Origin of the sequence: Cronobacter turicensis (assembly GCF_041222865.1) — a bacterium.
GTDB classification, from domain to species: domain Bacteria; phylum Pseudomonadota; class Gammaproteobacteria; order Enterobacterales; family Enterobacteriaceae; genus Cronobacter; species Cronobacter turicensis.
This window is the reverse complement of sequence record NZ_CP165997.1, coordinates 3,582,195-3,604,742: the sequence shown is the minus strand read 5'-3', so window position 1 is coordinate 3,604,742 and position 22,548 is coordinate 3,582,195. Positions and strand designations below refer to the sequence as shown.

At 57.8% G+C, this 22,548-nt stretch carries 19 protein-coding genes; all 19 read left to right on the top strand.

Translation table 11 applies throughout. From position 1 onward, the window contains the following. Positions 1-351 precede the first annotated feature (351 nt). The 19 genes from leuO (at position 352) to ftsZ (ending at position 22,502) form a co-directional block, all read left to right on the top strand. On the top strand, positions 352-1,296 hold the full coding sequence (gene leuO, locus AB8W27_RS17240) for a transcriptional regulator LeuO (protein ID WP_007767597.1): 945 nt from the start codon (positions 352-354) through the stop codon (positions 1,294-1,296). Between the two features lie 399 nt (positions 1,297-1,695). Next, the gene (gene ilvI / locus AB8W27_RS17235) at positions 1,696-3,420 is read left to right on the top strand and encodes an acetolactate synthase 3 large subunit (protein ID WP_012815290.1); all 1,725 of its coding nucleotides are present in this window, start codon (positions 1,696-1,698) and stop codon (positions 3,418-3,420) included. A 2-nt stretch (positions 3,421-3,422) separates the two neighbouring features. Then, on the top strand, positions 3,423-3,914 hold the full coding sequence (gene ilvN, locus AB8W27_RS17230) for an acetolactate synthase small subunit (RefSeq protein ID WP_004386411.1): 492 nt from the start codon (positions 3,423-3,425) through the stop codon (positions 3,912-3,914). A 177-nt stretch (positions 3,915-4,091) separates the two neighbouring features. Then, positions 4,092-5,096: a catabolite repressor/activator gene (gene cra, locus AB8W27_RS17225; RefSeq protein WP_004386410.1), complete on the top strand. Its 1,005-nt coding sequence runs from the start codon at positions 4,092-4,094 to the stop codon at positions 5,094-5,096. Between the two features lie 579 nt (positions 5,097-5,675). Continuing rightward, positions 5,676-6,134, top strand: a complete 459-nt coding sequence (mraZ, locus tag AB8W27_RS17220) for a division/cell wall cluster transcriptional repressor MraZ (protein ID WP_007783849.1) — start codon at positions 5,676-5,678, stop codon at positions 6,132-6,134. 3 nt (positions 6,135-6,137) lie between these two features. Beyond that, positions 6,138-7,079, top strand: a complete 942-nt coding sequence (gene rsmH / locus AB8W27_RS17215) for a 16S rRNA (cytosine(1402)-N(4))-methyltransferase RsmH (protein WP_012815291.1) — start codon at positions 6,138-6,140, stop codon at positions 7,077-7,079. Continuing rightward, positions 7,076-7,441, top strand: a complete 366-nt coding sequence (gene ftsL / locus AB8W27_RS17210) for a cell division protein FtsL (RefSeq protein WP_007706714.1) — start codon at positions 7,076-7,078, stop codon at positions 7,439-7,441. Before rsmH ends, ftsL begins: the two co-directional genes overlap by 4 nt. A 15-nt stretch (positions 7,442-7,456) precedes the next feature. Next, positions 7,457-9,223 (top strand): peptidoglycan glycosyltransferase FtsI, encoded by a 1,767-nt coding sequence (locus AB8W27_RS17205; protein ID WP_007767909.1) that lies wholly within the window; start codon positions 7,457-7,459, stop codon positions 9,221-9,223. Next, positions 9,210-10,697 (top strand): UDP-N-acetylmuramoyl-L-alanyl-D-glutamate--2,6-diaminopimelate ligase, encoded by a 1,488-nt coding sequence (gene murE, locus AB8W27_RS17200; protein WP_041923190.1) that lies wholly within the window; start codon positions 9,210-9,212, stop codon positions 10,695-10,697. The genes AB8W27_RS17205 and murE overlap by 14 nt, the downstream gene beginning before the upstream one ends. Beyond that, the gene (gene murF / locus AB8W27_RS17195; protein WP_012815294.1) at positions 10,694-12,052 is read left to right on the top strand and encodes a UDP-N-acetylmuramoyl-tripeptide--D-alanyl-D-alanine ligase; all 1,359 of its coding nucleotides are present in this window, start codon (positions 10,694-10,696) and stop codon (positions 12,050-12,052) included. Before murE ends, murF begins: the two co-directional genes overlap by 4 nt. Beyond that, positions 12,046-13,128 (top strand): phospho-N-acetylmuramoyl-pentapeptide-transferase, encoded by a 1,083-nt coding sequence (mraY, locus tag AB8W27_RS17190; RefSeq protein WP_007706942.1) that lies wholly within the window; start codon positions 12,046-12,048, stop codon positions 13,126-13,128. Before murF ends, mraY begins: the two co-directional genes overlap by 7 nt. 2 nt (positions 13,129-13,130) lie before the next feature. Continuing rightward, positions 13,131-14,447 carry a UDP-N-acetylmuramoyl-L-alanine--D-glutamate ligase gene (murD, locus tag AB8W27_RS17185; protein ID WP_012815295.1) on the top strand — a complete coding sequence of 439 codons (1,317 nt, stop codon included), beginning with the start codon at positions 13,131-13,133 and terminating at the stop codon, positions 14,445-14,447. Continuing rightward, a complete protein-coding gene (gene ftsW / locus AB8W27_RS17180) occupies positions 14,447-15,691 on the top strand; it encodes a cell division protein FtsW (RefSeq protein WP_007768071.1) in 1,245 nt (414 codons plus the stop codon). Before murD ends, ftsW begins: the two co-directional genes overlap by 1 nt. Beyond that, a complete protein-coding gene (gene murG / locus AB8W27_RS17175; protein WP_012815297.1) occupies positions 15,688-16,755 on the top strand; it encodes an undecaprenyldiphospho-muramoylpentapeptide beta-N-acetylglucosaminyltransferase in 1,068 nt (355 codons plus the stop codon). The genes ftsW and murG overlap by 4 nt, the downstream gene beginning before the upstream one ends. A 67-nt stretch (positions 16,756-16,822) precedes the next feature. Further along, positions 16,823-18,289 (top strand): UDP-N-acetylmuramate--L-alanine ligase, encoded by a 1,467-nt coding sequence (gene murC, locus AB8W27_RS17170; RefSeq protein ID WP_012815298.1) that lies wholly within the window; start codon positions 16,823-16,825, stop codon positions 18,287-18,289. Then, positions 18,282-19,202: a D-alanine--D-alanine ligase gene (locus AB8W27_RS17165; RefSeq protein ID WP_041923191.1), complete on the top strand. Its 921-nt coding sequence runs from the start codon at positions 18,282-18,284 to the stop codon at positions 19,200-19,202. The genes murC and AB8W27_RS17165 overlap by 8 nt, the downstream gene beginning before the upstream one ends. Position 19,203: 1 nt before the next feature. Further along, complete coding sequence (gene ftsQ, locus AB8W27_RS17160; RefSeq protein WP_007707156.1) at positions 19,204-20,034, top strand: cell division protein FtsQ; 831 nt, start codon at positions 19,204-19,206, stop codon at positions 20,032-20,034. Then, positions 20,031-21,287, top strand: a complete 1,257-nt coding sequence (ftsA, locus tag AB8W27_RS17155) for a cell division protein FtsA (protein ID WP_004388394.1) — start codon at positions 20,031-20,033, stop codon at positions 21,285-21,287. Before ftsQ ends, ftsA begins: the two co-directional genes overlap by 4 nt. Before the next feature lie 63 nt (positions 21,288-21,350). Beyond that, the gene (ftsZ, locus tag AB8W27_RS17150) at positions 21,351-22,502 is read left to right on the top strand and encodes a cell division protein FtsZ (protein WP_004388393.1); all 1,152 of its coding nucleotides are present in this window, start codon (positions 21,351-21,353) and stop codon (positions 22,500-22,502) included. Positions 22,503-22,548 lie beyond the last annotated feature (46 nt).

Below are 22,548 nucleotides of genomic sequence, written 5' to 3'. Positions count from 1 at the left end.
TGAGATCCCGTTGGGTTCCGTGAGCGTTTTTGAGACGTCATATTTCAAAATATACGGTCTCAATTGTGAAAAAAGTGAAGCGTTTACGAAAACTTAATTGATAATTCATAAAGTGAATTATTGTTTATTCGTCTTTTTTATGATTTGATCACGCTGTAAGAAAAGTGGCGTGATAATAAAAGTCCAAAAGTATCAGGAGATTTATTTTATTGTCCATTAATGATCTTTTATTTCTTAATAGTTACGTTTTATGAATTTTTAAACCTCCTCTTTTGCCTGAGATTGCTACAAGATAAACGGAATGTTCTGGGTAATGCATGCAAAGGGAATAATGTATCAGTGGAGTAAATTATGTCTGGTGATCATATTGAACACTCACCCGCACCTGAAGGGCTGAAACCTCAATTACGCACGGTCGATCTGAATTTATTGACGGTTTTTGATGCGGTAATGCAGGAACAAAATATTACCCGCGCCGCGCATATGCTGGGGATGTCTCAGCCCGCCGTCAGTAACGCAGTGGCGCGCCTTAAAGTGATGTTTAATGACGAATTATTTGTACGCTACGGGCGCGGCATTCAGCCCACGGTCCGGGCCTGTCAGCTGTTCGGGTCGATTCGTCAGGCGCTTCAGTTGGTGCAAAATGAATTGCCGGGCTCAGGATTCGAGCCGCTCAGTAGCGAAAGGCTGTTTAATCTCTGCGTGTGCAGTCCGCTGGATAATCTGCTGACGTCGATTATTTACAACAGCGTAATGAATATCGCACCCAATATACATTTAGTATTTAAATCATCGCTAAATCAGAATATCGAACATCAGCTGCGCTACCAGGAGACGGAATTCGTCATTGGTTATGACGAATTCCGCCGCCCCGAGTTTACCTGCGTTCCCCTATTTAAAGATGAAATGGTGCTGGTGAGCAGCAAGAGCCATCCGCGTAAAGATAACCTGTTACGCGAAAGTGAAGTTTTTAAAGAACAACATGCCGTGGTGGCGTTAGATCGTTTTAGTTCTTTCAGCCTGCCGTGGTATGACACCGCGGAAAAACAATCCGCCATCGCTTATCAGGGAATGGCGATGACCAGCGTATTAAATGTCGTGTCTCGCACGAATCTGATTACTATTGCTCCGCGCTGGCTCGCGCAGGATTATGAGCAAGCGCTGCAACTGCAAATCATGCCGTTGCCGTTTAAATTAAACAGCCGCACCTGTTATCTCTCCTGGCATGAAGCAGCCGGGCGCGATAAGGGCCATCAGTGGATGGAGGAGCTGTTATCGAACGTCTGTCGGCGTTAATGGCGAGAAAAAAACAGCGGGTGGCGTTAGCCGCCCGTTTTTCTGTTTATTCACCCTTTTCTGATATTTTATTCTGTTGTCATCCCCAGCCTTCCGGCACATCGCGTTACCTTCCGATTTTTTGATTTATCACTGTCAGAAATGGGCGATGCGAAATTAACGGTCATAAGCGCCGCTTATATTCAGCATATCTCTCCGTTTAATCGCTTTTCTACAGCGCCGCGCGACAATTTAGCGCGCCCGACGGCTGCCGATTGCTAATTGCCTGCCTCATTTTCAGCGGTTATGTTAGGGAGAACCTATAACGATAATTAACGACAGGACATCACACCTGTACCAGTGACCGTGCGGAAAATGACTTCTGCCGTCAGTCCGTAAACAAAAGCCTGGAGGCAAACCATGGAGATGTTGTCTGGAGCCGAGATGGTCGTCCGATCGCTTATCGATCAGGGCGTAAAGCAAGTATTCGGTTACCCCGGTGGCGCGGTGCTCGATATTTATGACGCGCTACATACCGTTGGCGGGATTGATCATGTGCTGGTGCGCCATGAACAAGCCGCAGTGCATATGGCAGATGGTCTGGCGCGCGCGACCGGCGAGGTGGGCGTGGTGCTGGTGACCTCAGGCCCTGGCGCGACCAACGCGATTACCGGTATTGCTACTGCCTACATGGACTCCATTCCGCTTGTGGTGCTGTCAGGCCAGGTGGCGACCTCGCTGATTGGTTATGACGCTTTCCAGGAGTGCGACATGGTGGGGATCTCCCGCCCGGTGGTGAAGCACAGTTTCCTGGTGAAGCAAACCGAAGATATCCCGACGGTACTGAAGAAGGCGTTCTGGCTTGCCGCCAGCGGTAGACCGGGCCCGGTAGTAGTCGATTTGCCGAAAGATATTCTCAACCCGGCGAAAAAACTGCCGTATGTCTGGCCGGAAACCGTCAGCATGCGCTCCTATAACCCGACGACGCAGGGGCATAAAGGGCAGATCAAACGCGCCCTGCAAACCCTGATTGCCGCGAAAAAGCCGGTTATGTATGTCGGCGGCGGCGCGATTACCGCGGCCTGTGAGAACGAACTGCGCGCGGTGGCGGAAAAGCTCAACGTGCCGGTGGTCTCTTCATTAATGGGACTGGGCGCGTTTCCGGGTACGCACCGACAGGCGCTGGGGATGCTCGGGATGCACGGCACCTTCGAAGCGAACATGACGATGCACAATGCGGATGTCATTTTCGCGGTTGGCGTGCGCTTTGACGATCGCACCACCAACAATCTTGCGAAGTACTGCCCGAACGCCACCGTGCTGCATATCGATATCGATCCGACGTCGATTTCCAAAACCGTGGCGGCGGATGTGCCGATTGTGGGAGACGCGCGGCAGGTGCTGAACCAGATGCTGGAGTTGCTGGGCCAGGAAGAGAGCCAGCAGCCGCTGGACGATATTCGCGACTGGTGGCAGCACATTGAGCAGTGGCGCGCCCGTCAGTGCCTCAATTATGACCGCGAAAGCGGCAGCATTAAACCGCAGGCGGCCATCGAAACGATCTATCGCCTGACCAACGGCGATGCCTATGTCACCTCCGACGTGGGCCAGCATCAGATGTTCGCGGCGCTGCATTATACCTTTGATAAACCGCGCCGCTGGATAAACTCCGGCGGGCTCGGCACGATGGGCTTCGGCCTGCCAGCGGCGCTGGGCGTGAAGCTCGCGCTACCGGAAGAAACCGTCGTGTGCGTGACCGGCGACGGCAGTATCCAGATGAATATTCAGGAGCTTTCCACCGCGCTGCAATATGAATTGCCGGTGCTGGTGCTTAACCTCAACAACCGATACCTGGGCATGGTGAAGCAGTGGCAGGATATGATCTATTCCGGCCGCCACTCGCAGTCCTATATGGAATCGCTGCCGGATTTTGTCAAACTGGCGGAGGCTTACGGGCACATCGGGATTTCCATCACTCGCCCGGAAGAGCTGGAAAGCAAACTCAGCGAGGCGCTGGAGCATGTGCGCAATAACCGGCTGGTGTTTGTCGATGTCACCGTGGACGGGACCGAGCACGTTTATCCGATGCAGGTTCGCGGCGGTGGAATGGATGAAATGTGGTTAAGCAAAACGGAGAGAACCTGATTATGCGCCGGATATTATCAGTATTGCTGGAAAACGAATCGGGCTCGTTGTCTCGTGTGATTGGGCTCTTCGCGCAGCGCGGCTATAACATTGAAAGCCTGACCGTGGCGCCGACCGACGATCCGACGCTCTCCAGGATGACCATCCAGACGGTCGGCGACGAAAAAGTCCTTGAGCAGATCGAAAAGCAACTGCATAAGCTGGTGGACGTACTGCGCGTCAGCGAGCTGGGGCAGGGCGCGCATGTCGAACGTGAAATCATGCTGGTGAAAATCCAGGCAAGCGGCTACGGACGTGAAGAGGTCAAACGCAGCGCGGAGATTTTCCGCGGTCAGATTATCGACGTCACGCCCTCGCTCTATACCGTGCAACTGGCGGGCACCAGCGAAAAGCTCGACGCGTTTCTCGCGAGCATCCGCGACGTGGCGAAAATCGTTGAAGTGGCGCGCTCCGGCGTGGTGGGCCTCTCGCGCGGCGAAAAGATCATGCGTTAACGGTATCACCTTCTTGTTATGCATCCGCCCGGCGCCTGCCGGGCTTTTTTTTGCAGCGGGCGCGACAGGCGCGCGCAAAAGCAGTTGCTCAGGGTACTATTCTGCGCTTAGATGTTAAGGATTTTAACTTATAACCCTTGAAAGGTTATGGAGTAACACTCTTGTTAAGGGGCAAACGTGAAACTGGATGAAATCGCGCGGCTGGCTGGCGTGTCGCGCACCACGGCGAGCTATGTCATTAATGGAAAAGCCCGGCAGTACCGTGTGAGTGATAAAACCGTTGAGAAAGTGATGGCGGTGGTGCGTGAACATAACTACCACCCGAACGCCGTCGCCGCTGGCCTGCGCGCGGGAAGAACGCGCTCCATTGGCCTTGTGATCCCCGATCTTGAAAACACCAGCTATACCCGCATCGCTAATTATCTTGAGCGCCAGGCGCGTCAGCGCGGATACCAGCTCCTCATCGCGTGTTCCGAAGATCAGCCGGATAACGAAATGCGCTGCATTGAGCATCTGCTTCAGCGCCAGGTCGATGCCATCATTGTTTCCACCTCTTTACCGCCTGAACACCCGTTTTATCAGCGCTGGGCGAATGACGCGTTTCCGATTGTCGCACTGGACCGCGCATTAGATCGCGAACATTTCACCAGCGTCGTCGGCGCCGATCAGGATGACGCAGAGATGCTGGCAAGCGAGCTGCGCACGTTCCCGGCCGAAACCGTACTTTATCTTGGCGCGCTGCCGGAGCTTTCAGTCAGTTTCTTGCGCGAGCAGGGCTTTCGCACCGCGTGGAAAGACGACCCGCGTGAAGTGCACTTCCTTTATGCCAACAGCTACGAGCGTGAAGCCGCCGCCGCGCTGTTCGAAAAATGGCTGGAAACGCACCCGATGCCGCAGGCGTTGTTCACCACGTCTTTCGCCTTGTTACAGGGCGTGATGGACGTGACGCTTAAGCGCGAAGGCCGTCTGCCGTCGGAACTCGCTATCGCCACGTTCGGCGACAACGAACTGCTCGATTTCCTGCAATGTCCGGTACTGGCTGTGGCGCAGCGTCATCGCGATGTCGCGGAGCGCGTGCTCGAACTGGTGCTGGCAAGCCTTGATGAGCCGCGCAAACCGCGGCCTGGCCTTACCCGCATCCGCCGTAATCTCTACCGTCGCGGCAGCTTAAGCCGCCGCTAACGCTCAGAGAAAAATGAGAAAAAGGCAGCTTTGGCTGCCTTTTTTGTGGATTCGGATAATTCCGGCGCATTTTTACACATTCTGACACTCGTTCTTCTCACTGCGGAGAAACGATGCGGCGTACCGTATTAGTGGTAACCAATCATTTCTTGTGTGTTAATTTGTAACCATCACAATCTCTGAATTGGCTGGCAGAAGGGTTTTATTTTCAGTCGGTTCCCGAACGGCGGAGAAAAGCGCGCTAAACCATAGCTGACGCTGTTAACTCCAGGGCTTTTACCTTAAAATGCCGCTCGCGTCGCAAACTCAACACTTAGTCCTCTTCACCGATCGTATTAAGTGGTTTTTAACGGTCCTGTGTGTATTCGTCATTTTTCTTACAAATATTCATAGCGTTAATTTTGCCTCGTCAGGATGGCAGGGATTTTATTTGCCGCTTTCTCTTTGTCAGCGCCGAATCTTTTGTTGAAGGCTGCCCCGGTGCTGGCTTGACAAGCTTTTCCTCCGCTCCGTAAACTCCGGTGGGTGGGAATTTGTGGGATAAAGTGGTGAAAAAGGGCAGAGCTCAGTGAGGCTTTAATGTTTCGTGGCGCAACGTTGGTGAATCTCGACAGCAAAGGGCGGTTATCCGTTCCGACGCGCTATCGCGATTTACTGAACGACGCCTCGTCCGGCCAGATGGTTTGCACCATCGATATTCACCATCCCTGCCTGTTGCTTTATACCCTGCCCGAATGGGTAATTATCGAACAAAAATTGTCGCGTCTGTCGAGCATGAACCCCGCAGAACGGCGAGTGCAGCGCCTGCTGCTGGGCCATGCCAGCGAATGCCAGATGGACAGCGCGGGCCGTCTTTTATTAGCACCCGTTTTACGGCAACACGCCGGATTGACCAAACAAGTGATGCTGGTCGGGCAGTTCAATAAGTTTGAGCTGTGGGACGAAGTGACCTGGCATCAACAGGTCAGGGAAGACATCGACGCTGAGCAGTCATCTTCTGAAGTGTTGTCGGAGCGGCTGCAGGATTTGTCTTTATAAAATATGATGGAAAATTATAAACATACGACGGTGCTCCTGGACGAGGCCGTCAACGGCCTGAATATACGTCCGGACGGCATTTACATTGACGGCACCTTTGGCCGCGGCGGACACTCGCGCCTTATCCTTTCACAGCTGGGCGAACAAGGCCGATTACTGGCGATCGATCGCGATCCGCAGGCGATTGCGGCGGCCGCTGCCATTGACGATCCGCGATTCTCCATCATCCATGGTCCTTTCTCGGCGCTGGGCGATTATGTCCGCGAACGCGAGCTACAGGGCAAGATCGACGGCATTCTTCTCGATCTCGGCGTTTCCTCGCCGCAGCTTGACGATCCCGAGCGCGGCTTTTCCTTTATGCGCGACGGCCCGCTGGATATGCGCATGGATCCCACCCGTGGACAATCTGCCGCCGAATGGCTGCGCAACGCGGAAGAAGCAGATATCGCCTGGGTGCTGAAAACCTTCGGCGAAGAGCGCTTCGCTAAGCGTATCGCGCGCGCCATTGTCGAGCGCAACCGCGAACTGCCCATGACCCGCACCAAAGAACTGGCGGAGGTCGTGGCCGCCGCGACGCCCATCAAAGATAAGTTCAAACACCCGGCTACCCGTACCTTCCAGGCGGTACGCATCTGGGTGAACAGCGAACTCGAAGAGATTGAGCAGGCGCTGAAAGGCGCGGTAGACGTGCTGGCGCCGGGCGGGCGCCTTTCGGTTATCAGCTTCCACTCGCTGGAAGACCGTCTGGTGAAACGCTTTATGCGTGAGCAAAGCCGCGGTCCGCAGGTGCCGGCAGGGTTGCCGATGACTGAAGCGCAGCTCCAGAAACTCGGCGGTCGCGACCTTCGCGCGCTGGGCAAACTGATGCCGGGTGAGGCCGAAGTGGCGGAGAACCCGCGCGCGCGCAGCTCTGTGTTACGTATCGCCGAGAGGACGGGCGCATGATAAGCCGGGTGACAGAGACCCTCAGCAAAGTAACCGGATCGCTTAGCAGCACGGAACGCCATGCGCTGCCTGCTGTGATCGGCGGCGATCTTCTGCGCTACGGGAAACTGCCGCTCTGTTTGTTTATCGCCATTATCGTGACCGCGATCTTTGTGGTCACCACCGCGCACCACACTCGCCTGCTCACCGCGCAGCGCGAGCAGCTGGTGCTGGAACGCGATGCGCTGGATATCGAATGGCGCAACCTGATCCTGGAAGAAAACGCGCTCGGCGATCACAGCCGGGTTGAACGGGTCGCAACGGAAAAGCTGCAAATGCAGCATGTCGATCCCTCGCAGGAAAATATTGTGGTGCAGAAATAAGGACTGACCAGGCGAATGAAAGCAGCAGCAAAGACGCTTAAACCAAAACGTCAGGAAGAACAGGCCAACTTTATCAGTTGGCGTTTTGCGTTGCTCTGCGGCTGCATTTTGCTGGCTCTGGCGTTTCTGCTGGCGCGCGTCGCCTGGTTGCAGATTATCGACCCGGACATGCTGGTGCGTCAGGGCGATATGCGCTCGCTGCGCGTGCAGGAAGTCTCCACCGCGCGCGGCATGATAACCGACCGTTCCGGCCGACCGCTCGCGGTCAGCGTGCCGGTAAAAGCGATCTGGGCCGATCCGAAAGAGCTGCACGACGCGGGCGGCATCACGCTCGATAACCGCTGGAAAGCGCTCTCCGACGCGCTGAAAATCCCGCTCGATCAGCTCGCCGCGCGCGTCAACGCCAACCCGAAAGGCCGCTTTATCTATCTCGCGCGTCAGGTCAACCCTGATATCGGCGATTACATCAAAAAGCTCAAGCTCCCTGGCATCCATCTGCGTGAAGAGTCGCGCCGTTACTATCCTTCCGGCGCAGTGACCGCTCACCTCATCGGCTTTACCAACGTCGACAGCCAGGGGATCGAGGGCGTCGAAAAAAGCTTTGATAAATGGCTCACCGGCCAGCCTGGCGAGCGTATCGTGCGTAAAGACCGCTATGGGCGCGTCATTGAGGATATCTCCTCGACCGACAGCCAGGCGGCGCACAACCTGGCGCTCAGCATTGACGAACGTCTCCAGGCGCTGGTCTACCGCGAACTTAATAACGCCGTGGCGTTTAACAAAGCGGAATCCGGCAGCGCCGTGCTGGTAGATGTGAACACCGGCGAAGTGCTGGCGATGGCCAACAGCCCCTCTTATAACCCGAACAACATCACCGGTACGCCGAAAGATGTGATGCGTAACCGCACCATTACCGACGTCTTCGAACCTGGCTCTACCGTTAAGCCGATGGTGGTGATGACGGCGCTGCAGCGTGGCGTGGTGCAGGAAAATACGGTGCTTAACACCGTGCCATACCGGATTAACGGTCACGAAATTAAAGACGTCGCTCGCTACAGCGAGCTGACGCTCACCGGGGTATTACAGAAGTCGAGTAACGTCGGGGTTTCTAAACTGGCGTTAGCGATGCCCTCCTCAGCGTTAGTAGATACTTACTCACGTTTTGGACTCGGGAAGTCGACCAATCTGGGGCTGGTCGGAGAACGCAGTGGCTTATATCCGCAAAAACAACGGTGGTCTGACATAGAGAGGGCCACCTTCTCATTCGGCTACGGGCTAATGGTAACCCCGTTACAGTTAGCGCGAGTCTACGCGACCATCGGCAGCTACGGCGTCTACCGCCCGCTGTCGATAACCAAGGTCGATCCGCCCGTGCCGGGCGAGCGCATTTTCCCGGAATCTATCGTGCGCACCGTGGTGCATATGATGGAAAGCGTGGCGCTGCCTGGCGGCGGCGGCGTGAAGGCGGCCATCAAGGGCTATCGCATTGCGATTAAAACCGGTACGGCGAAAAAGGTCGGGCCGGACGGGCGATACATTAACAAATACATTGCTTACACCGCAGGCGTTGCACCTGCCAGCAATCCGCGTTTCGCGCTGGTGGTGGTGATTAACGATCCGCAGGCGGGCAAATACTACGGCGGCGCCGTTTCCGCGCCGGTCTTCGGTGCCATTATGGGCGGCGTGCTGCGCACCATGAACATCGAGCCGGATGCGCTGACAACGGGCGAAAAAAGTGAATTCGTAATTAATCGAGAAGAGGGAACAGGTGGCAGATCGTAATTTGCGCGACCTTCTCGCTCCGTGGGTAGCTGGTCTGCCTGCGCGAGCTCTGCGGGAGATGACCCTGGACAGCCGCGTTGCGGCGGCGGGGGATCTCTTTGTGGCGGTGGTCGGTCATCAGGCGGACGGGCGTCGGTATATCCCGCAGGCGATAGCGCAAGGTGTAGCTGCCATCGTCGCCGAAGCCAAAGGCGAGGCGACGGACGGCGAAGTCCGTGAAATCCACGGCGTGCCGGTTATCTATTTAAGCCAGCTCAACGAGCGTCTCTCGGCGCTGGCGGGGCGTTTTTATGATGAGCCATCCGATCGTCTGCGCCTGATTGGCGTGACGGGCACCAACGGTAAAACCACCACCACGCAGCTTATCGCGCAGTGGTGTCAGCGGCTTGGCGAAACCAGCGCCGTGATGGGCACCGTGGGCAACGGGCTGCTGGGTAAAGTGAGTCCGACGGAAAACACCACCGGCTCTGCGGTGGACGTTCAGCATGTGCTGTCAGGGCTCGCCGCACAGGGCGCGACCGTGGCCGCGATGGAAGTCTCTTCCCACGGTCTGGTGCAGCATCGCGTGGCGGCGTTGAAATTCGCCGCCACGGTATTTACCAATTTAAGCCGCGATCATCTCGACTATCACGGCGACATGGAACATTACGAAGCGGCGAAATGGCTGCTGTTTTCCGCGCACCATTACGGGCAGGCGGTGATCAACGCCGATGATGAAGTCGGCCGCCGGTGGCTGGCGAAGCTGCCGGATGCCGTCGCGGTGTCCATGGAAAACAATATCAATCCAGATTGTCACGGCCGCTGGTTACGCGCGGATGCGGTGGAATATCACGACCGCGGCGCCACGCTGCGCTTCAGCTCCTCCTGGGGCGATGGCGAAATTGAAAGCCGCCTGATGGGCGCGTTTAACGTCAGCAACCTGTTGCTGGCGCTCGGCACGCTGCTGGCGCTCGATTACCCGCTCGCCGCGCTGCTCGAAAGCGCGCCGCGCCTCCAGCCGGTCAATGGCCGCATGGAAGTGTTCAGCGCGCCGGGCAAACCGACTGTGGTGGTCGATTACGCCCACACGCCGGATGCGCTCGAAAAAGCGTTGCAGGCCGCGCGTCTGCACTGTGCGGGCAAGCTCTGGTGCGTATTCGGCTGCGGCGGCGATCGCGATAAAGGCAAACGTCCTCTGATGGGCGCGATTGCCGAGCAATTCGCCGATGTCGTGGTGGTCACTGATGACAACCCGCGCACCGAAGATCCGAGGGCGATCATCGCCGATATCCTGACCGGTATGCTCGATGCGGGCCGCGCGCGCGTCGTTGAAGGCCGCGCCGAAGCCGTGACCAACGCCATTATGCAGGCGGCGGAAAACGACGTCGTACTGCTGGCGGGCAAAGGCCACGAGGATTACCAGATTGTCGGCACCCGCCGTCTTGATTATTCCGATCGCGTCACCGCGGCGCGTCTGCTGGGAGCAGTGGCATGATTCACGTATCTCTGAGCCAGCTTGCCGTTATTCTGAAAGGCGAGCTGCATGGCGCCGATACCGATATCGACGCGGTAACGACCGACACCCGCAAACTGACGCCCGGCTGCCTGTTTGTGGCGCTGAAAGGCGAGCGTTTCGACGCGCATGATTTTGCAGACCAGGCGCAGGCTGGCGGCGCAGGCGCGCTGCTGGTAAGCCGCAAGCTGGATATTGACCTGCCGCAACTGGTGGTGGCCGACACGCGCCTGGCGTTTGGCGAACTGGCGGCGTGGGTCAGACAGCAGGTACCCGCGCGCGTGGTCGCGCTGACGGGGTCTTCCGGTAAAACCTCGGTGAAAGAGATGACCGCCGCCATTCTCGGCGAGTGCGGCAACACGCTCTACACCGCAGGCAACCTGAATAATGACATCGGCGTACCGATGACGCTGCTGCGTCTCACGCCGGAACATCAGTACGCGGTGATTGAGCTTGGCGCCAATCATCAGGGCGAAATCGCCTGGACCGTGAGCCTGACTCGCCCGGAAGCCGCGCTGGTCAACAACCTGGCGGCGGCGCATCTTGAAGGTTTCGGCTCGCTCGCGGGCGTGGCTAAAGCCAAAGGCGAAATCTTCTCTGGCCTGCCGGCAAATGGCATCGCGATTCTGAACGCCGATAACAACGACTGGCTGAACTGGCAGAGCGTGATTGGCGACCGCAAGGTCTGGCGCTTCTCGCCAAACCTTGCCACCAGCGACTTCAGCGCCACCAATATTCACATCACCAGTCACGGTACCGAATTTACGCTGCGTACGCCGGTGGGCGATGTGGACGTTTTGCTGCCGCTGCCAGGGCGCCATAACGTCGCCAACGCGCTCGCCGCGTCGGCATTGGCGATGGCCGTCGGCGCGCCGCTTCAGGCCATTAAAGCTGGGCTTGCGAAGCTGAAAGCGGTGCCGGGGCGTCTGTTCCCGGTGCATCTTGCCGAAAACCAACTGCTGCTGGATGACAGCTACAACGCCAATGTCGGCTCCATGACCGCTGCCGCGCAGGTGCTCTCTGAAATGCCGGGATATCGTGTGATGGTGGTTGGCGACATGGCGGAGCTCGGCGATGAAGCCGAAGCGTGCCATCAGCAGGTGGGCGAAGCGGCGAAAGCCGCAGGCATCGATAAAGTCCTGAGCGTCGGCACGCTCAGCGAAGGCATCAGCCGCGCCAGCGGCGTGGGCGAACATTTCCGCGATAAGCAGGCCGTGATTGCACGCCTGAAGACGCTTATCAACGAGCATTCCATCATTACCCTTTTAGTGAAAGGTTCACGTAGTGCTGCCATGGAAGAGGTGGTGCGCGCATTACAGGAGAACAGGACATGTTAGTGTGGCTGGCCGAGCATCTGGTCAAATATTATTCCGGCTTTAACGTCTTTTCCTATCTGACGTTTCGCGCCATCGTCAGCCTGCTGACCGCGCTGTTTATCTCGTTATGGATGGGGCCGCGCCTGATCGCGCATTTACAGAAACTCTCCTTCGGGCAGGTTGTGCGTAACGACGGTCCGGAGTCGCACTTCAGCAAACGCGGCACGCCAACCATGGGCGGCATCATGATCCTCACCTCTATCGTGGTGTCGGTGCTGCTGTGGGCTTATCCGTCCAACCCGTATGTCTGGTGCGTGCTGTTTGTGCTCGTCGGTTACGGCGCGGTGGGTTTTGTCGACGATTACCGCAAGGTGGTGCGTAAAGATACCAAAGGCCTGATTGCCCGCTGGAAATATTTCTGGATGTCAGTGATAGCCCTGACGGTGGCGTTTGCGCTCTACATTACCGGCAAGGGAACGCCTGCGACCGAACTGGTGGTACCGTTCTTTAAAGATGTCATGCCGCAACTCGGCATTTTCTATGTGCTGCTCGCCTATTTCGTGATTGTCGGCACCGGCAACGCGGTGAACCTGACCGACGGTCTGGACGGCCTTGCCATTATGCCCACCGTGCTGGTAGCAGGCGGTTTCGCGCTGGTGGCGTGGGCGACGGGTAACATGAATTTCGCAAGCTATCTGCATATCCCGTATCTGCGCCACGCGGGCGAACTGGTGATTGTCTGCACCGCGATTGTCGGCGCGGGTCTGGGCTTTTTGTGGTTCAACACCTATCCGGCGCAGGTTTTCATGGGCGATGTCGGCTCGCTGGCGTTAGGCGGCGCGCTCGGCATTATCGCCGTGCTGCTGCGTCAGGAATTCCTGCTGGTGATTATGGGCGGCGTTTTCGTCGTGGAAACCCTGTCGGTCATCCTGCAGGTCGGCTCCTTTAAGCTGCGCGGACAGCGCATTTTCCGCATGGCGCCTATTCATCACCATTATGAACTGAAAGGCTGGCCGGAACCGCGCGTGATCGTGCGCTTCTGGGTGATTTCGCTGATGCTGGTGCTGATTGGCCTGGCTACGCTTAAGGTACGTTAAACATGGCAGATTATCAGGGTAAAAAAGTCGTCATCATTGGGCTTGGGTTAACCGGCCTTTCCTGCGTGGACTTTTTCCTGGCGCGCGGCGTGACGCCGCGTGTGATGGATACCCGAATCTCCCCGCCGGGGCTGGATAAGCTGCCGGAAGAGGTGGAGCGCCATCTCGGCTCGCTCAACGAAACCTGGCTGATGAACGCCGATCTGATCGTCGCAAGCCCCGGGATCGCCCTCGCGCATCCGGCGCTGAGCGTGGCGGCGGAGGCGGGCGTTGAGATCGTCGGCGATATCGAGCTGTTCTGTCGCGAAGCGCAGGCGCCAATCGTCGCCATTACCGGATCGAACGGTAAAAGCACCGTGACGACGCTGGTGGGCGAAATGGCGAAAGCGGCGGGCGTTAATGTGGGCGTAGGCGGCAATATCGGCCTGCCCGCGCTGATGCTGCTGGAAGAGGGGCGCGAACTCTATGTGCTTGAGCTTTCAAGCTTCCAGCTCGAAACCACGTTTAGTCTGAAGGCCGCCGCTGCGACTATCCTTAACGTCACCGAAGATCATATGGATCGCTATCCGCTCGGGTTGCAGCAGTATCGTGCGGCGAAGTTACGGATTTATGAAAATGCGACGGTGTGCGTGGTCAATGCCGATGACGCGCTGACCATGCCGGTACGCGGCGCCGACGAGCGCTGCGTGAGCTTCGGCATTGATGTCGGGGATTATCACCTCAACCGCCAGCAGGGCGAAATCTGGCTGCGCGTGCGGGGCGAGAAGGTCCTCAACGTCAAAGAGATGAAGCTGGTCGGTCAGCATAACTACACCAACGCCCTGGCGGCGCTGGCGCTGGCGGATGCCGCAGGCCTGCCGCGCGCCAGCAGCCTGAAAGCGCTGACGACGTTTGGCGGGCTGGCGCACCGTTTCCAGCTTGCTTATGAGCATAACGGCGTACGCTGGATTAACGATTCCAAAGCCACCAACGTCGGCAGCACCGAGGCGGCGCTTAACGGTCTTCATCTCGACGGCACGCTGCATTTGCTGCTGGGCGGCGACGGTAAATCCGCCGATTTCTCGCCGCTCGCGCATTATCTGACGGGCGATCGCGTGCGTCTCTATTGCTTTGGCCGGGACGGCGACGCGCTGGCGGCGCTGCGCCCCGAAGTGGCTGAGCGTATGGAAACCATGGAAGAAGCGATGAAAGTCATTGCCGGACGCGTGACGCCTGGCGATATGGTGCTGCTTTCGCCTGCCTGCGCCAGTCTCGATCAGTTTAAAAACTTCGAACAGCGCGGCGACGTCTTTACGCGACTTGCGAAGGAGCTTGGCTGATGCGCTTATCGCTCCCACGCCTTCGCCTGCCGCGCCTGCCCGGTATGGGCATTCTCGCCTGGCTTTTCCGGGCGGTTCGCGGCTGGGTGATGGGCTCGCGCGAGAAAGACACCACCAGTCTGGTGATGTACGACCGCACACTGCTCTGGCTGACGCTGGGGCTTGCGGCGATTGGTTTTATCATGGTGACGTCGGCGTCAATGCCGGTAGGTCAGCGTCTGGCAAACGATCCTTTCCTGTTCGCCAAGCGTGACGGTATTTATCTGCTGCTGGCGTTTGGCCTGGCGCTGATTACGCTGCGCCTGCCGATGGAATTCTGGCAGCGCCACAGCGCAGCGATGCTTATCGCCTCGATTGTGATGCTGCTGATCGTGCTGGTGGTGGGCAGTTCGGTCAACGGCGCGTCGCGCTGGATTGCGCTCGGCCCGCTGCGTATTCAGCCAGCCGAATTCTCCAAGCTGTCGCTCTTTTGTTATCTGTCGAACTACCTGGTGCGTAAGGTCGATGAAGTGCGCAACAACCTGCGCGGCTTCTTAAAACCGATGGGCGTGATCCTGGTGATGGCGGTGCTGCTGCTGGCGCAGCCTGACCTCGGTACGGTGGTGGTGCTGTTTGTGACGACCCTTGCGATGCTCTTTCTCGCAGGCGCCAAGCTCTGGCAGTTCATCGCGATTATCGGCATGGGTATTTCGGCGGTCGTGCTGTTGATCCTCGCCGAGCCTTACCGTATTCGCCGTGTGACGTCGTTCTGGAACCCGTGGGAAGATCCGTTCGGCAGCGGCTACCAGCTTACCCAGTCGTTGATGGCGTTTGGTCGCGGCGAATTGTGGGGTCAGGGGCTCGGGAATTCGGTGCAGAAACTGGAGTATTTACCCGAAGCGCATACCGACTTCATCTTCTCCATTATTGGGGAAGAACTGGGATATATCGGTGTGGTACTGGCGCTTTTGATGGTATTCTTCGTGGCTTTTCGCGCCATGTCGATAGGGCGTCGCGCGCTGGAAACCGATCAGCGCTTCGCGGGTTTTCTGGCCTGTTCTATCGGCGTCTGGTTTAGTTTTCAGGCGCTGGTTAACGTCGGCGCGGCGGCGGGTATGCTGCCGACCAAAGGCCTGACGTTGCCGCTTATCAGTTACGGCGGTTCGAGCCTGCTGATTATGTCGACGGCGATTATGTTTTTGTTGCGCATAGATTATGAAACGCGTCTGGAAAAAGCCCAGGCGTTTACACGAGGTTCACGATGAGTGGTCAACCAAAGCGGCTGATGGTGATGGCGGGCGGAACGGGCGGACACGTCTTTCCTGGCCTTGCCGTTGCGCACCATCTGATGGCGCAGGGATGGCAGGTTCGCTGGCTGGGGACCGCCGATCGCATGGAAGCAGACCTGGTGCCGAAAAACGGCATTGAGATCGATTTTATTCGTATCTCTGGCCTGCGTGGTAAAGGCCTGAAAGCACTGGCGCTGGCGCCGGTGCGTATTTTTAATGCCTGGCGTCAGGCGCGGGCGATCATGAAGCGCTTTAAGCCCGATGTCGTGCTGGGCATGGGCGGCTATGTATCCGGCCCTGGCGGGCTGGCGGCGTGGTCGCTGGGTATTCCGGTCGTGCTGCATGAGCAAAACGGCATCGCGGGGCTGACCAACAAGTGGCTGGCGAAAATCGCAAGCCGCGTGATGCAGGCGTTTCCCGGCGCATTCCCGAACGCGGAAGTGGTGGGCAACCCGGTACGCACCGATGTGCTGGCGCTGCCGTTGCCGCAAGCGCGGCTGACGGGGCGTGAAGGGCCGGTGCGCGTGCTGGTCGTCGGCGGCTCGCAGGGCGCGCGCGTACTGAACCAGACGATGCCGCAGGTGGCGGCGCGTCTGGGCGATGCTGTCACTGTCTGGCATCAGAGCGGTAAAGGCGCGCTGGCGGATGTTCAGCAGGCGTACGCCGCCGCGGGGCAGCCGCAGCATAAAGTCACCGAATTTATCGACGACATGGCGGCAGCCTACGCGTGGGCGGATGTGGTGGTATGCCGCTCCGGCGCGCTGACGGTAAGTGAAATCGCCGCCGCCGGTTTACCGGCGCTGTTTGTGCCGTTCCAGCATAAAGACAGGCAGCAATACTGGAATGCGCTGCCGCTTGAGAAAGCGGGGGCGGCGAAGATTCTGGAGCAGCCGCAGTTTACCGTTGAGGCGGTGAGCGAGACGCTGAAGGGATGGGATCGCGCTACGTTGCTCGATATGGCTGAGCGCGCGCGCGCGGCCGCCATTCCCGACGCGACCGAAAGGGTCGCAGATGAAGTACGCGCGGTCGCCCGCGCGTAACGATTGCGGATCATGTTTGTTCCGCGTGATTGATGATGTTATGGCGTTTGCCAAAGGCTTTTAAAGAATGAATACACAACAACTGGCGAAACTGCGTTCTATCGTGCCCGAGATGCGTCGCGTCCGGCATATTCACTTCGTTGGCATCGGCGGCGCCGGTATGGGCGGCATTGCGGAAGTGCTGGCGAACGAAGGCTACCAGATCAGCGGGTCCGATCTGGCGCCGAACGCTGTCACGCAGCAGTTGACGGCGCTGGGCGCCACTATTTATTTCAATCACCGTCCGGAAAACGTCCTGGACGCGAGCGTGGTCGTCGTATCCAGCGCGATTTCTGCGGATAACCCGGAGATCGTCGCGGCCCATGAGGCCCGTATTCCCGTTATCCGCCGCGCCGAGATGCTGGCGGAGCTGATGCGTTTTCGTCACGGCATCGCCGTGGCAGGTACGCATGGCAAAACGACGACGACCGCGATGGTGTCGAGCATTTATGCCGAAGCGGGTCTCGATCCGACGTTCGTTAACGGCGGCCTGGTGAAAGCGGCGGGTACGCACGCGCGCCTTGGCAACAGCCGTTACCTGATTGCCGAAGCGGACGAAAGCGACGCCTCGTTCCTGCATTTGCAGCCGATGGTCGCGATTGTGACCAATATCGAAGCCGACCACATGGACACGTACCATGGCGACTTTGAGAACCTGAAACAGACATTTATTAACTTCCTGCACAACCTGCCGTTTTACGGTCGCGCGGTGATGTGTGTGGACGATCCGGTGATCCGCGAGCTGCTGCCGCGCGTCGGGCGTCAAATTACCACTTATGGTTTCAGCGAAGATGCCGATGTACGTGTGGAAAATTATCGCCAGACCGGCGCGCAGGGGCATTTCACTCTGGTGCGTCAGGACAAGCCGGAACTGCGCGTGACGCTGAACGCGCCGGGCCGCCATAACGCGCTGAACGCGGCGGCGGCGGTCTCTGTAGCGACGGAAGAGGGAATTGAAGACGAGGCTATCCTGCGCGCGCTGGAGAGCTTCCAGGGTACCGGGCGTCGTTTTGATTTCCTGGGCGAGTTTCCGCTGGCAAACGTCAACGGCAAATCCGGCACGGCGATGCTGGTGGACGATTACGGCCATCACCCGACCGAAGTGGATGCAACCGTGCGCGCTGCCCGCGCAGGCTGGCCGGAGAAAAATCTGGTCATGATTTTCCAGCCGCACCGCTATACCCGTACGCGCGATCTGTATGACGATTTCGCCAACGTGTTGTCGCAGGTCGATGTGCTGCTGATGCTGGATGTCTATCCGGCGGGTGAAGCGCCGATCCCGGGCGCTGACAGCCGCTCGCTGTGCCGCACTATCCGCGCGCGCGGCAAAGTTGACCCGATTCTGGTCTCCGATCCGGCGCAGGTCGCCGCGATGCTGGCGCCGGTACTGTCGGGCAATGATTTGATTCTGGTTCAGGGCGCGGGCAATATCGGTAAAATCGCGCGCCAGCTGGCGGAAGCGAAGCTGCAACCAGAGGAGAACGCGCATGGCTGAGAAAATCGCCGTACTGCTGGGCGGTAGCTCGGCGGAACGTGAGGTCTCCCTGCAATCCGGCAGCGCGGTACTCGCGGGCCTGAAGCAGGCGGGTGTTGACGCATATGCCGTCGATCCGCGCGACGTGTGCGTGACAACCCTGAAAGAAGAAGGGTTCGATAAAGTCTTTATCGCGCTGCATGGTCGCGGCGGCGAAGATGGCACGCTGCAAGGCACGCTGGAGTATCTCGGTCTGCCTTATACCGGCAGCGGCGTAATGGCTTCGGCTATCACCATGGATAAATTGCGCACCAAACTGCTCTGGCAGGGCGCAGGGTTGCCTGTGGCGCCCTGGGTGGCGCTGGAGCGTCACGACATCCGTGGCGGCCTTAGCGAGGCGCTGAGCGCGCGTATCGCGGCGTTAGGTCTGCCGGTTATCGTGAAGCCGAGCCGCGAAGGGTCAAGCGTGGGCATGTCGAAAGTCGACAGCGCGCAGGCGTTACTGCCCGCGCTCGAACTGGCGTTTGAACACGACAGCGAAGTGCTGGTGGAAAAATGGCTGAGCGGCCCGGAGTTTACCGTCGCCATCCTTGGCGATGACATTCTGCCCTCGATTCGCATTCAGCCTGCTGGCGTGTTTTATGACTACGAGGCGAAGTATCTCTCGGACGAGACGCAATATTTCTGTCCGGCCGGTATTGATGCCGGGCGCGAGCAGGCGTTACAGGCGCTGGTACTGGAAGCCTGGCGTGTGCTGGGCTGCCGGGGCTGGGGCCGCGTGGACGTGATGCAGGATAGCGACGGCGAGTTTTACCTGCTTGAGGTGAACACGGCGCCTGGCATGACCAGCCATAGTCTGGTGCCGATGGCGGCGCGTCAGGCGGGTATGAGCTTCTCGCAACTGGTGGTGCGTATTCTGGAGCTGGCGAACTGATATGTCGCAGGCTGCGCTGAACACGAAAAATCGTCCTGAAGAAAATACGGTTTCGCGCCGTAATAATGGGACCCGCCTTGCAGGCATCGTCTTTCTGCTGGCGGTCGTGTTAACCGTGATATTCGGCGGCTGGATGGTGCTGGGGTGGATGGAAGACGCCCAGCGCCTGCCGCTGTCAAAGCTGGTGGTAACGGGCGAGCGCCATTACACCCGCAACGATGATATTCGTCAGTCTATCCTGGCGCTGGGTGCCCCGGGCACGTTTATGACCCAGGACGTGAATATCATTCAGAATCAGATAGAACGTTTGCCCTGGATCAAGCAGGCAAGCGTAAGAAAGCAATGGCCGGACGAATTGAAGATTCATCTGGTTGAATATGTGCCGATAGCACGCTGGAATGACCAGCACATGATCGACACCGACGGTACGGCCTTCAGCGTGCCGTCCGATCGCGCCAGTAAGCAGGTATTGCCGTTACTGTACGGCCCGGAAGGCAGCGAGAACGAAGTGCTGCAAGGTTACCGCTCCATGGGGCAGGTGCTGGCGAAAGATAAATTTACACTGAAGGAAGCGGCGATGACCGCACGTCGCTCCTGGCAGGTGACGTTGAGCAATAATATTAAGCTCAATCTCGGTCGGGATGACACAATGAAACGCCTGGAACGCTTTGTGGAGCTCTACCCGGTTCTGCAACAGCAAGCGCAAACTGACAATAAGCGGATAAGCTATGTCGATTTACGCTATGACTCCGGCGCGGCGGTCGGCTGGGAGCCGGCCCCCACTGAGGAAATTAATCAGCAACAGAATCAGGCACAGGCAGAGCAACAATGATTAAGGCGACGGACAGAAAACTGGTAGTTGGACTGGAGATTGGCACTGCGAAGGTCGCCGCTTTGGTAGGGGAAGTTCTGCCCGACGGTATGATCAATATCATTGGTGTGGGAAGCTGTCCGTCCCGCGGGATGGATAAAGGCGGCGTTAACGATCTGGAATCGGTGGTGAAGTGCGTTCAGCGCGCGATAGACCAGGCCGAGCTGATGGCGGATTGCCAGATCTCTTCCGTCTACCTGGCGCTTTCCGGCAAGCACATTAGCTGCCAGAACGAAATCGGCATGGTGCCGATCTCCGAAGAGGAAGTGACGCAGGAAGATGTTGAAAATGTTGTCCATACCGCAAAATCAGTACGCGTACGCGATGAACATCGCGTATTGCATGTGATTCCTCAGGAATACGCTATTGATTACCAGGAAGGAATTAAAAACCCGGTGGGGTTATCCGGCGTTCGCATGCAGGCAAAAGTGCATTTAATCACCTGCCACAATGACATGGCGAAAAACATCGTCAAGGCAGTGGAACGTTGCGGCCTGAAAGTTGACCAACTTATTTTCGCGGGCCTGGCCTCCAGCTACTCCGTATTGACGGAAGATGAGCGTGAACTGGGCGTCTGCGTGGTAGATATCGGCGGTGGTACAATGGATATCGCGGTCTATACCGGCGGTGCGTTGCGTCACACTAAAGTGATTCCGTATGCCGGTAATGTGGTGACCAGCGATATCGCTTATGCCTTCGGCACGCCGCCGAGCGATGCCGAGGCGATTAAAGTGCGCCACGGCTGCGCGCTGGGGTCGCTGGTCGGTAAAGACGAGAGTGTTGAAGTGCCGAGCGTGGGCGGTCGTCCGCCGCGCAGCCTCCAGCGTCAGACGCTGGCGGAAGTGATTGAGCCGCGTTATACCGAGCTGCTTAATCTGGTAAACGAAGAAATTTTGCAGTTGCAGGAGCAGCTTCGCCAGCAGGGCGTGAAACATCATCTTGCGGCGGGGATTGTATTAACGGGCGGCGCGGCGCAAATTGAAGGTCTGGCGGCGTGCGCGCAGCGGGTGTTCCATACGCAGGTGCGTATTGGACAGCCCTTAAATATTACTGGCCTTACCGATTACGCCCAGGAGCCCTATTACTCCACGGCGGTGGGTTTACTGCATTATGGTAAAGAATCGCATCTCAGCGGTGAGGCGGAAGTGGAAAAACGAACTTCAGTCGGCTCGTGGATCAAACGGATCAACAGCTGGCTGCGAAAAGAGTTTTAATTTTTTTCAGAGACCGGACAAAATTAGCGGTCTCAGGCGAAAGGCACAAAACGGAGAGACATTATGTTTGAACCTATGGAACTGACCAACGACGCGGTGATTAAAGTCATCGGCGTCGGTGGCGGCGGCGGTAATGCCGTAGAGCACATGGTGCGCGAGCGCATCGAAGGTGTTGAGTTCTTCGCAGTCAACACCGATGCCCAGGCGCTGCGTAAAACCGCAGTCGGCCAGACTATCCAGATTGGTAGCGGCATCACTAAAGGTTTGGGCGCGGGCGCCAACCCGGAAGTCGGTCGCAACGCTGCGGAAGAAGACCGCGAAGCGCTGCGCGCCGCATTAGATGGCGCTGATATGGTGTTTATCGCAGCCGGCATGGGCGGCGGCACAGGCACCGGCGCTGCGCCGGTTGTCGCTGAAGTGGCGAAAGACCTCGGCATTCTGACCGTGGCTGTCGTGACCAAGCCGTTTAACTTTGAAGGCAAAAAGCGTATGGCTTTTGCCGAACAGGGTATTGCCGAGCTCTCCCGTCATGTCGACTCCCTGATTACCATTCCTAACGACAAGCTGCTGAAAGTGCTGGGTCGTGGGATCTCTCTGCTGGACGCGTTCGGCGCGGCCAACGACGTGCTGAAAGGGGCGGTGCAGGGTATCGCCGAGCTGATTACGCGTCCGGGTCTGATGAACGTCGACTTTGCAGATGTGCGTACCGTGATGTCTGAAATGGGTTACGCCATGATGGGCTCGGGTGTCGCAAGCGGCGAAGACCGGGCAGAAGAAGCGGCCGAAATGGCTATCTCCAGCCCGCTGCTGGAAGATATCGATCTGTCCGGCGCGCGCGGCGTTCTGGTCAACATCACGGCGGGCTTCGACCTGCGTCTTGATGAGTTCGAAACCGTGGGTAACACCATCCGTGCCTTCGCATCGGATAACGCCACCGTGGTTATCGGTACGTCTCTCGACCCGGATATGAACGACGAACTGCGCGTAACGGTTGTTGCGACCGGTATCGGCATGGATAAGCGTCCTGAAATCACCCTGGTGACCAACAAACAGACGCAGCAGCCTGCAATGGATCGTTATCAGCAGCACGGTATGGCCCCGCTGACCCAGGAGCAGAAACCAGCTTCTAAAGTGGTTAACGACCCGACGCCGCAGACGGCGAAAGAGCCAGATTATCTGGATATCCCGGCGTTTCTGCGTAAGCAGGCTGATTAAGAATAAGCCGGAAGTTGGGCAGATGCGCTCTTTGTGCTAAAATGCC

Bases quoted from the DNA above. Each gene is read 5' to 3' on its own strand.
- murC (WP_012815298.1), top strand. From the start codon at position 16,823: ATGAATACACAACAACTGGCGAAACTGCGTTCTATCGTGCCCGAGATG.
- ftsW (WP_007768071.1), top strand. From the start codon at position 14,447: ATGCGCTTATCGCTCCCACGCCTTCGCCTGCCGCGCCTGCCCGGTATG.
- murD (WP_012815295.1), top strand. From the start codon at position 13,131: ATGGCAGATTATCAGGGTAAAAAAGTCGTCATCATTGGGCTTGGGTTA.
- AB8W27_RS17165 (WP_041923191.1), top strand. From the start codon at position 18,282: ATGGCTGAGAAAATCGCCGTACTGCTGGGCGGTAGCTCGGCGGAACGT.
- AB8W27_RS17205 (WP_007767909.1), top strand. From the start codon at position 7,457: ATGAAAGCAGCAGCAAAGACGCTTAAACCAAAACGTCAGGAAGAACAG.
- ftsL (WP_007706714.1), top strand. From the start codon at position 7,076: ATGATAAGCCGGGTGACAGAGACCCTCAGCAAAGTAACCGGATCGCTT.
- ftsZ (WP_004388393.1), top strand. From the start codon at position 21,351: ATGTTTGAACCTATGGAACTGACCAACGACGCGGTGATTAAAGTCATC.
- leuO (WP_007767597.1), top strand. From the start codon at position 352: ATGTCTGGTGATCATATTGAACACTCACCCGCACCTGAAGGGCTGAAA.
- mraZ (WP_007783849.1), top strand. From the start codon at position 5,676: ATGTTTCGTGGCGCAACGTTGGTGAATCTCGACAGCAAAGGGCGGTTA.
- mraY (WP_007706942.1), top strand. From the start codon at position 12,046: ATGTTAGTGTGGCTGGCCGAGCATCTGGTCAAATATTATTCCGGCTTT.
- ilvN (WP_004386411.1), top strand. From the start codon at position 3,423: ATGCGCCGGATATTATCAGTATTGCTGGAAAACGAATCGGGCTCGTTG.
- murG (WP_012815297.1), top strand. From the start codon at position 15,688: ATGAGTGGTCAACCAAAGCGGCTGATGGTGATGGCGGGCGGAACGGGC.
- ftsQ (WP_007707156.1), top strand. From the start codon at position 19,204: ATGTCGCAGGCTGCGCTGAACACGAAAAATCGTCCTGAAGAAAATACG.
- ilvI (WP_012815290.1), top strand. From the start codon at position 1,696: ATGGAGATGTTGTCTGGAGCCGAGATGGTCGTCCGATCGCTTATCGAT.
- rsmH (WP_012815291.1), top strand. From the start codon at position 6,138: ATGATGGAAAATTATAAACATACGACGGTGCTCCTGGACGAGGCCGTC.
- ftsA (WP_004388394.1), top strand. From the start codon at position 20,031: ATGATTAAGGCGACGGACAGAAAACTGGTAGTTGGACTGGAGATTGGC.
- murF (WP_012815294.1), top strand. From the start codon at position 10,694: ATGATTCACGTATCTCTGAGCCAGCTTGCCGTTATTCTGAAAGGCGAG.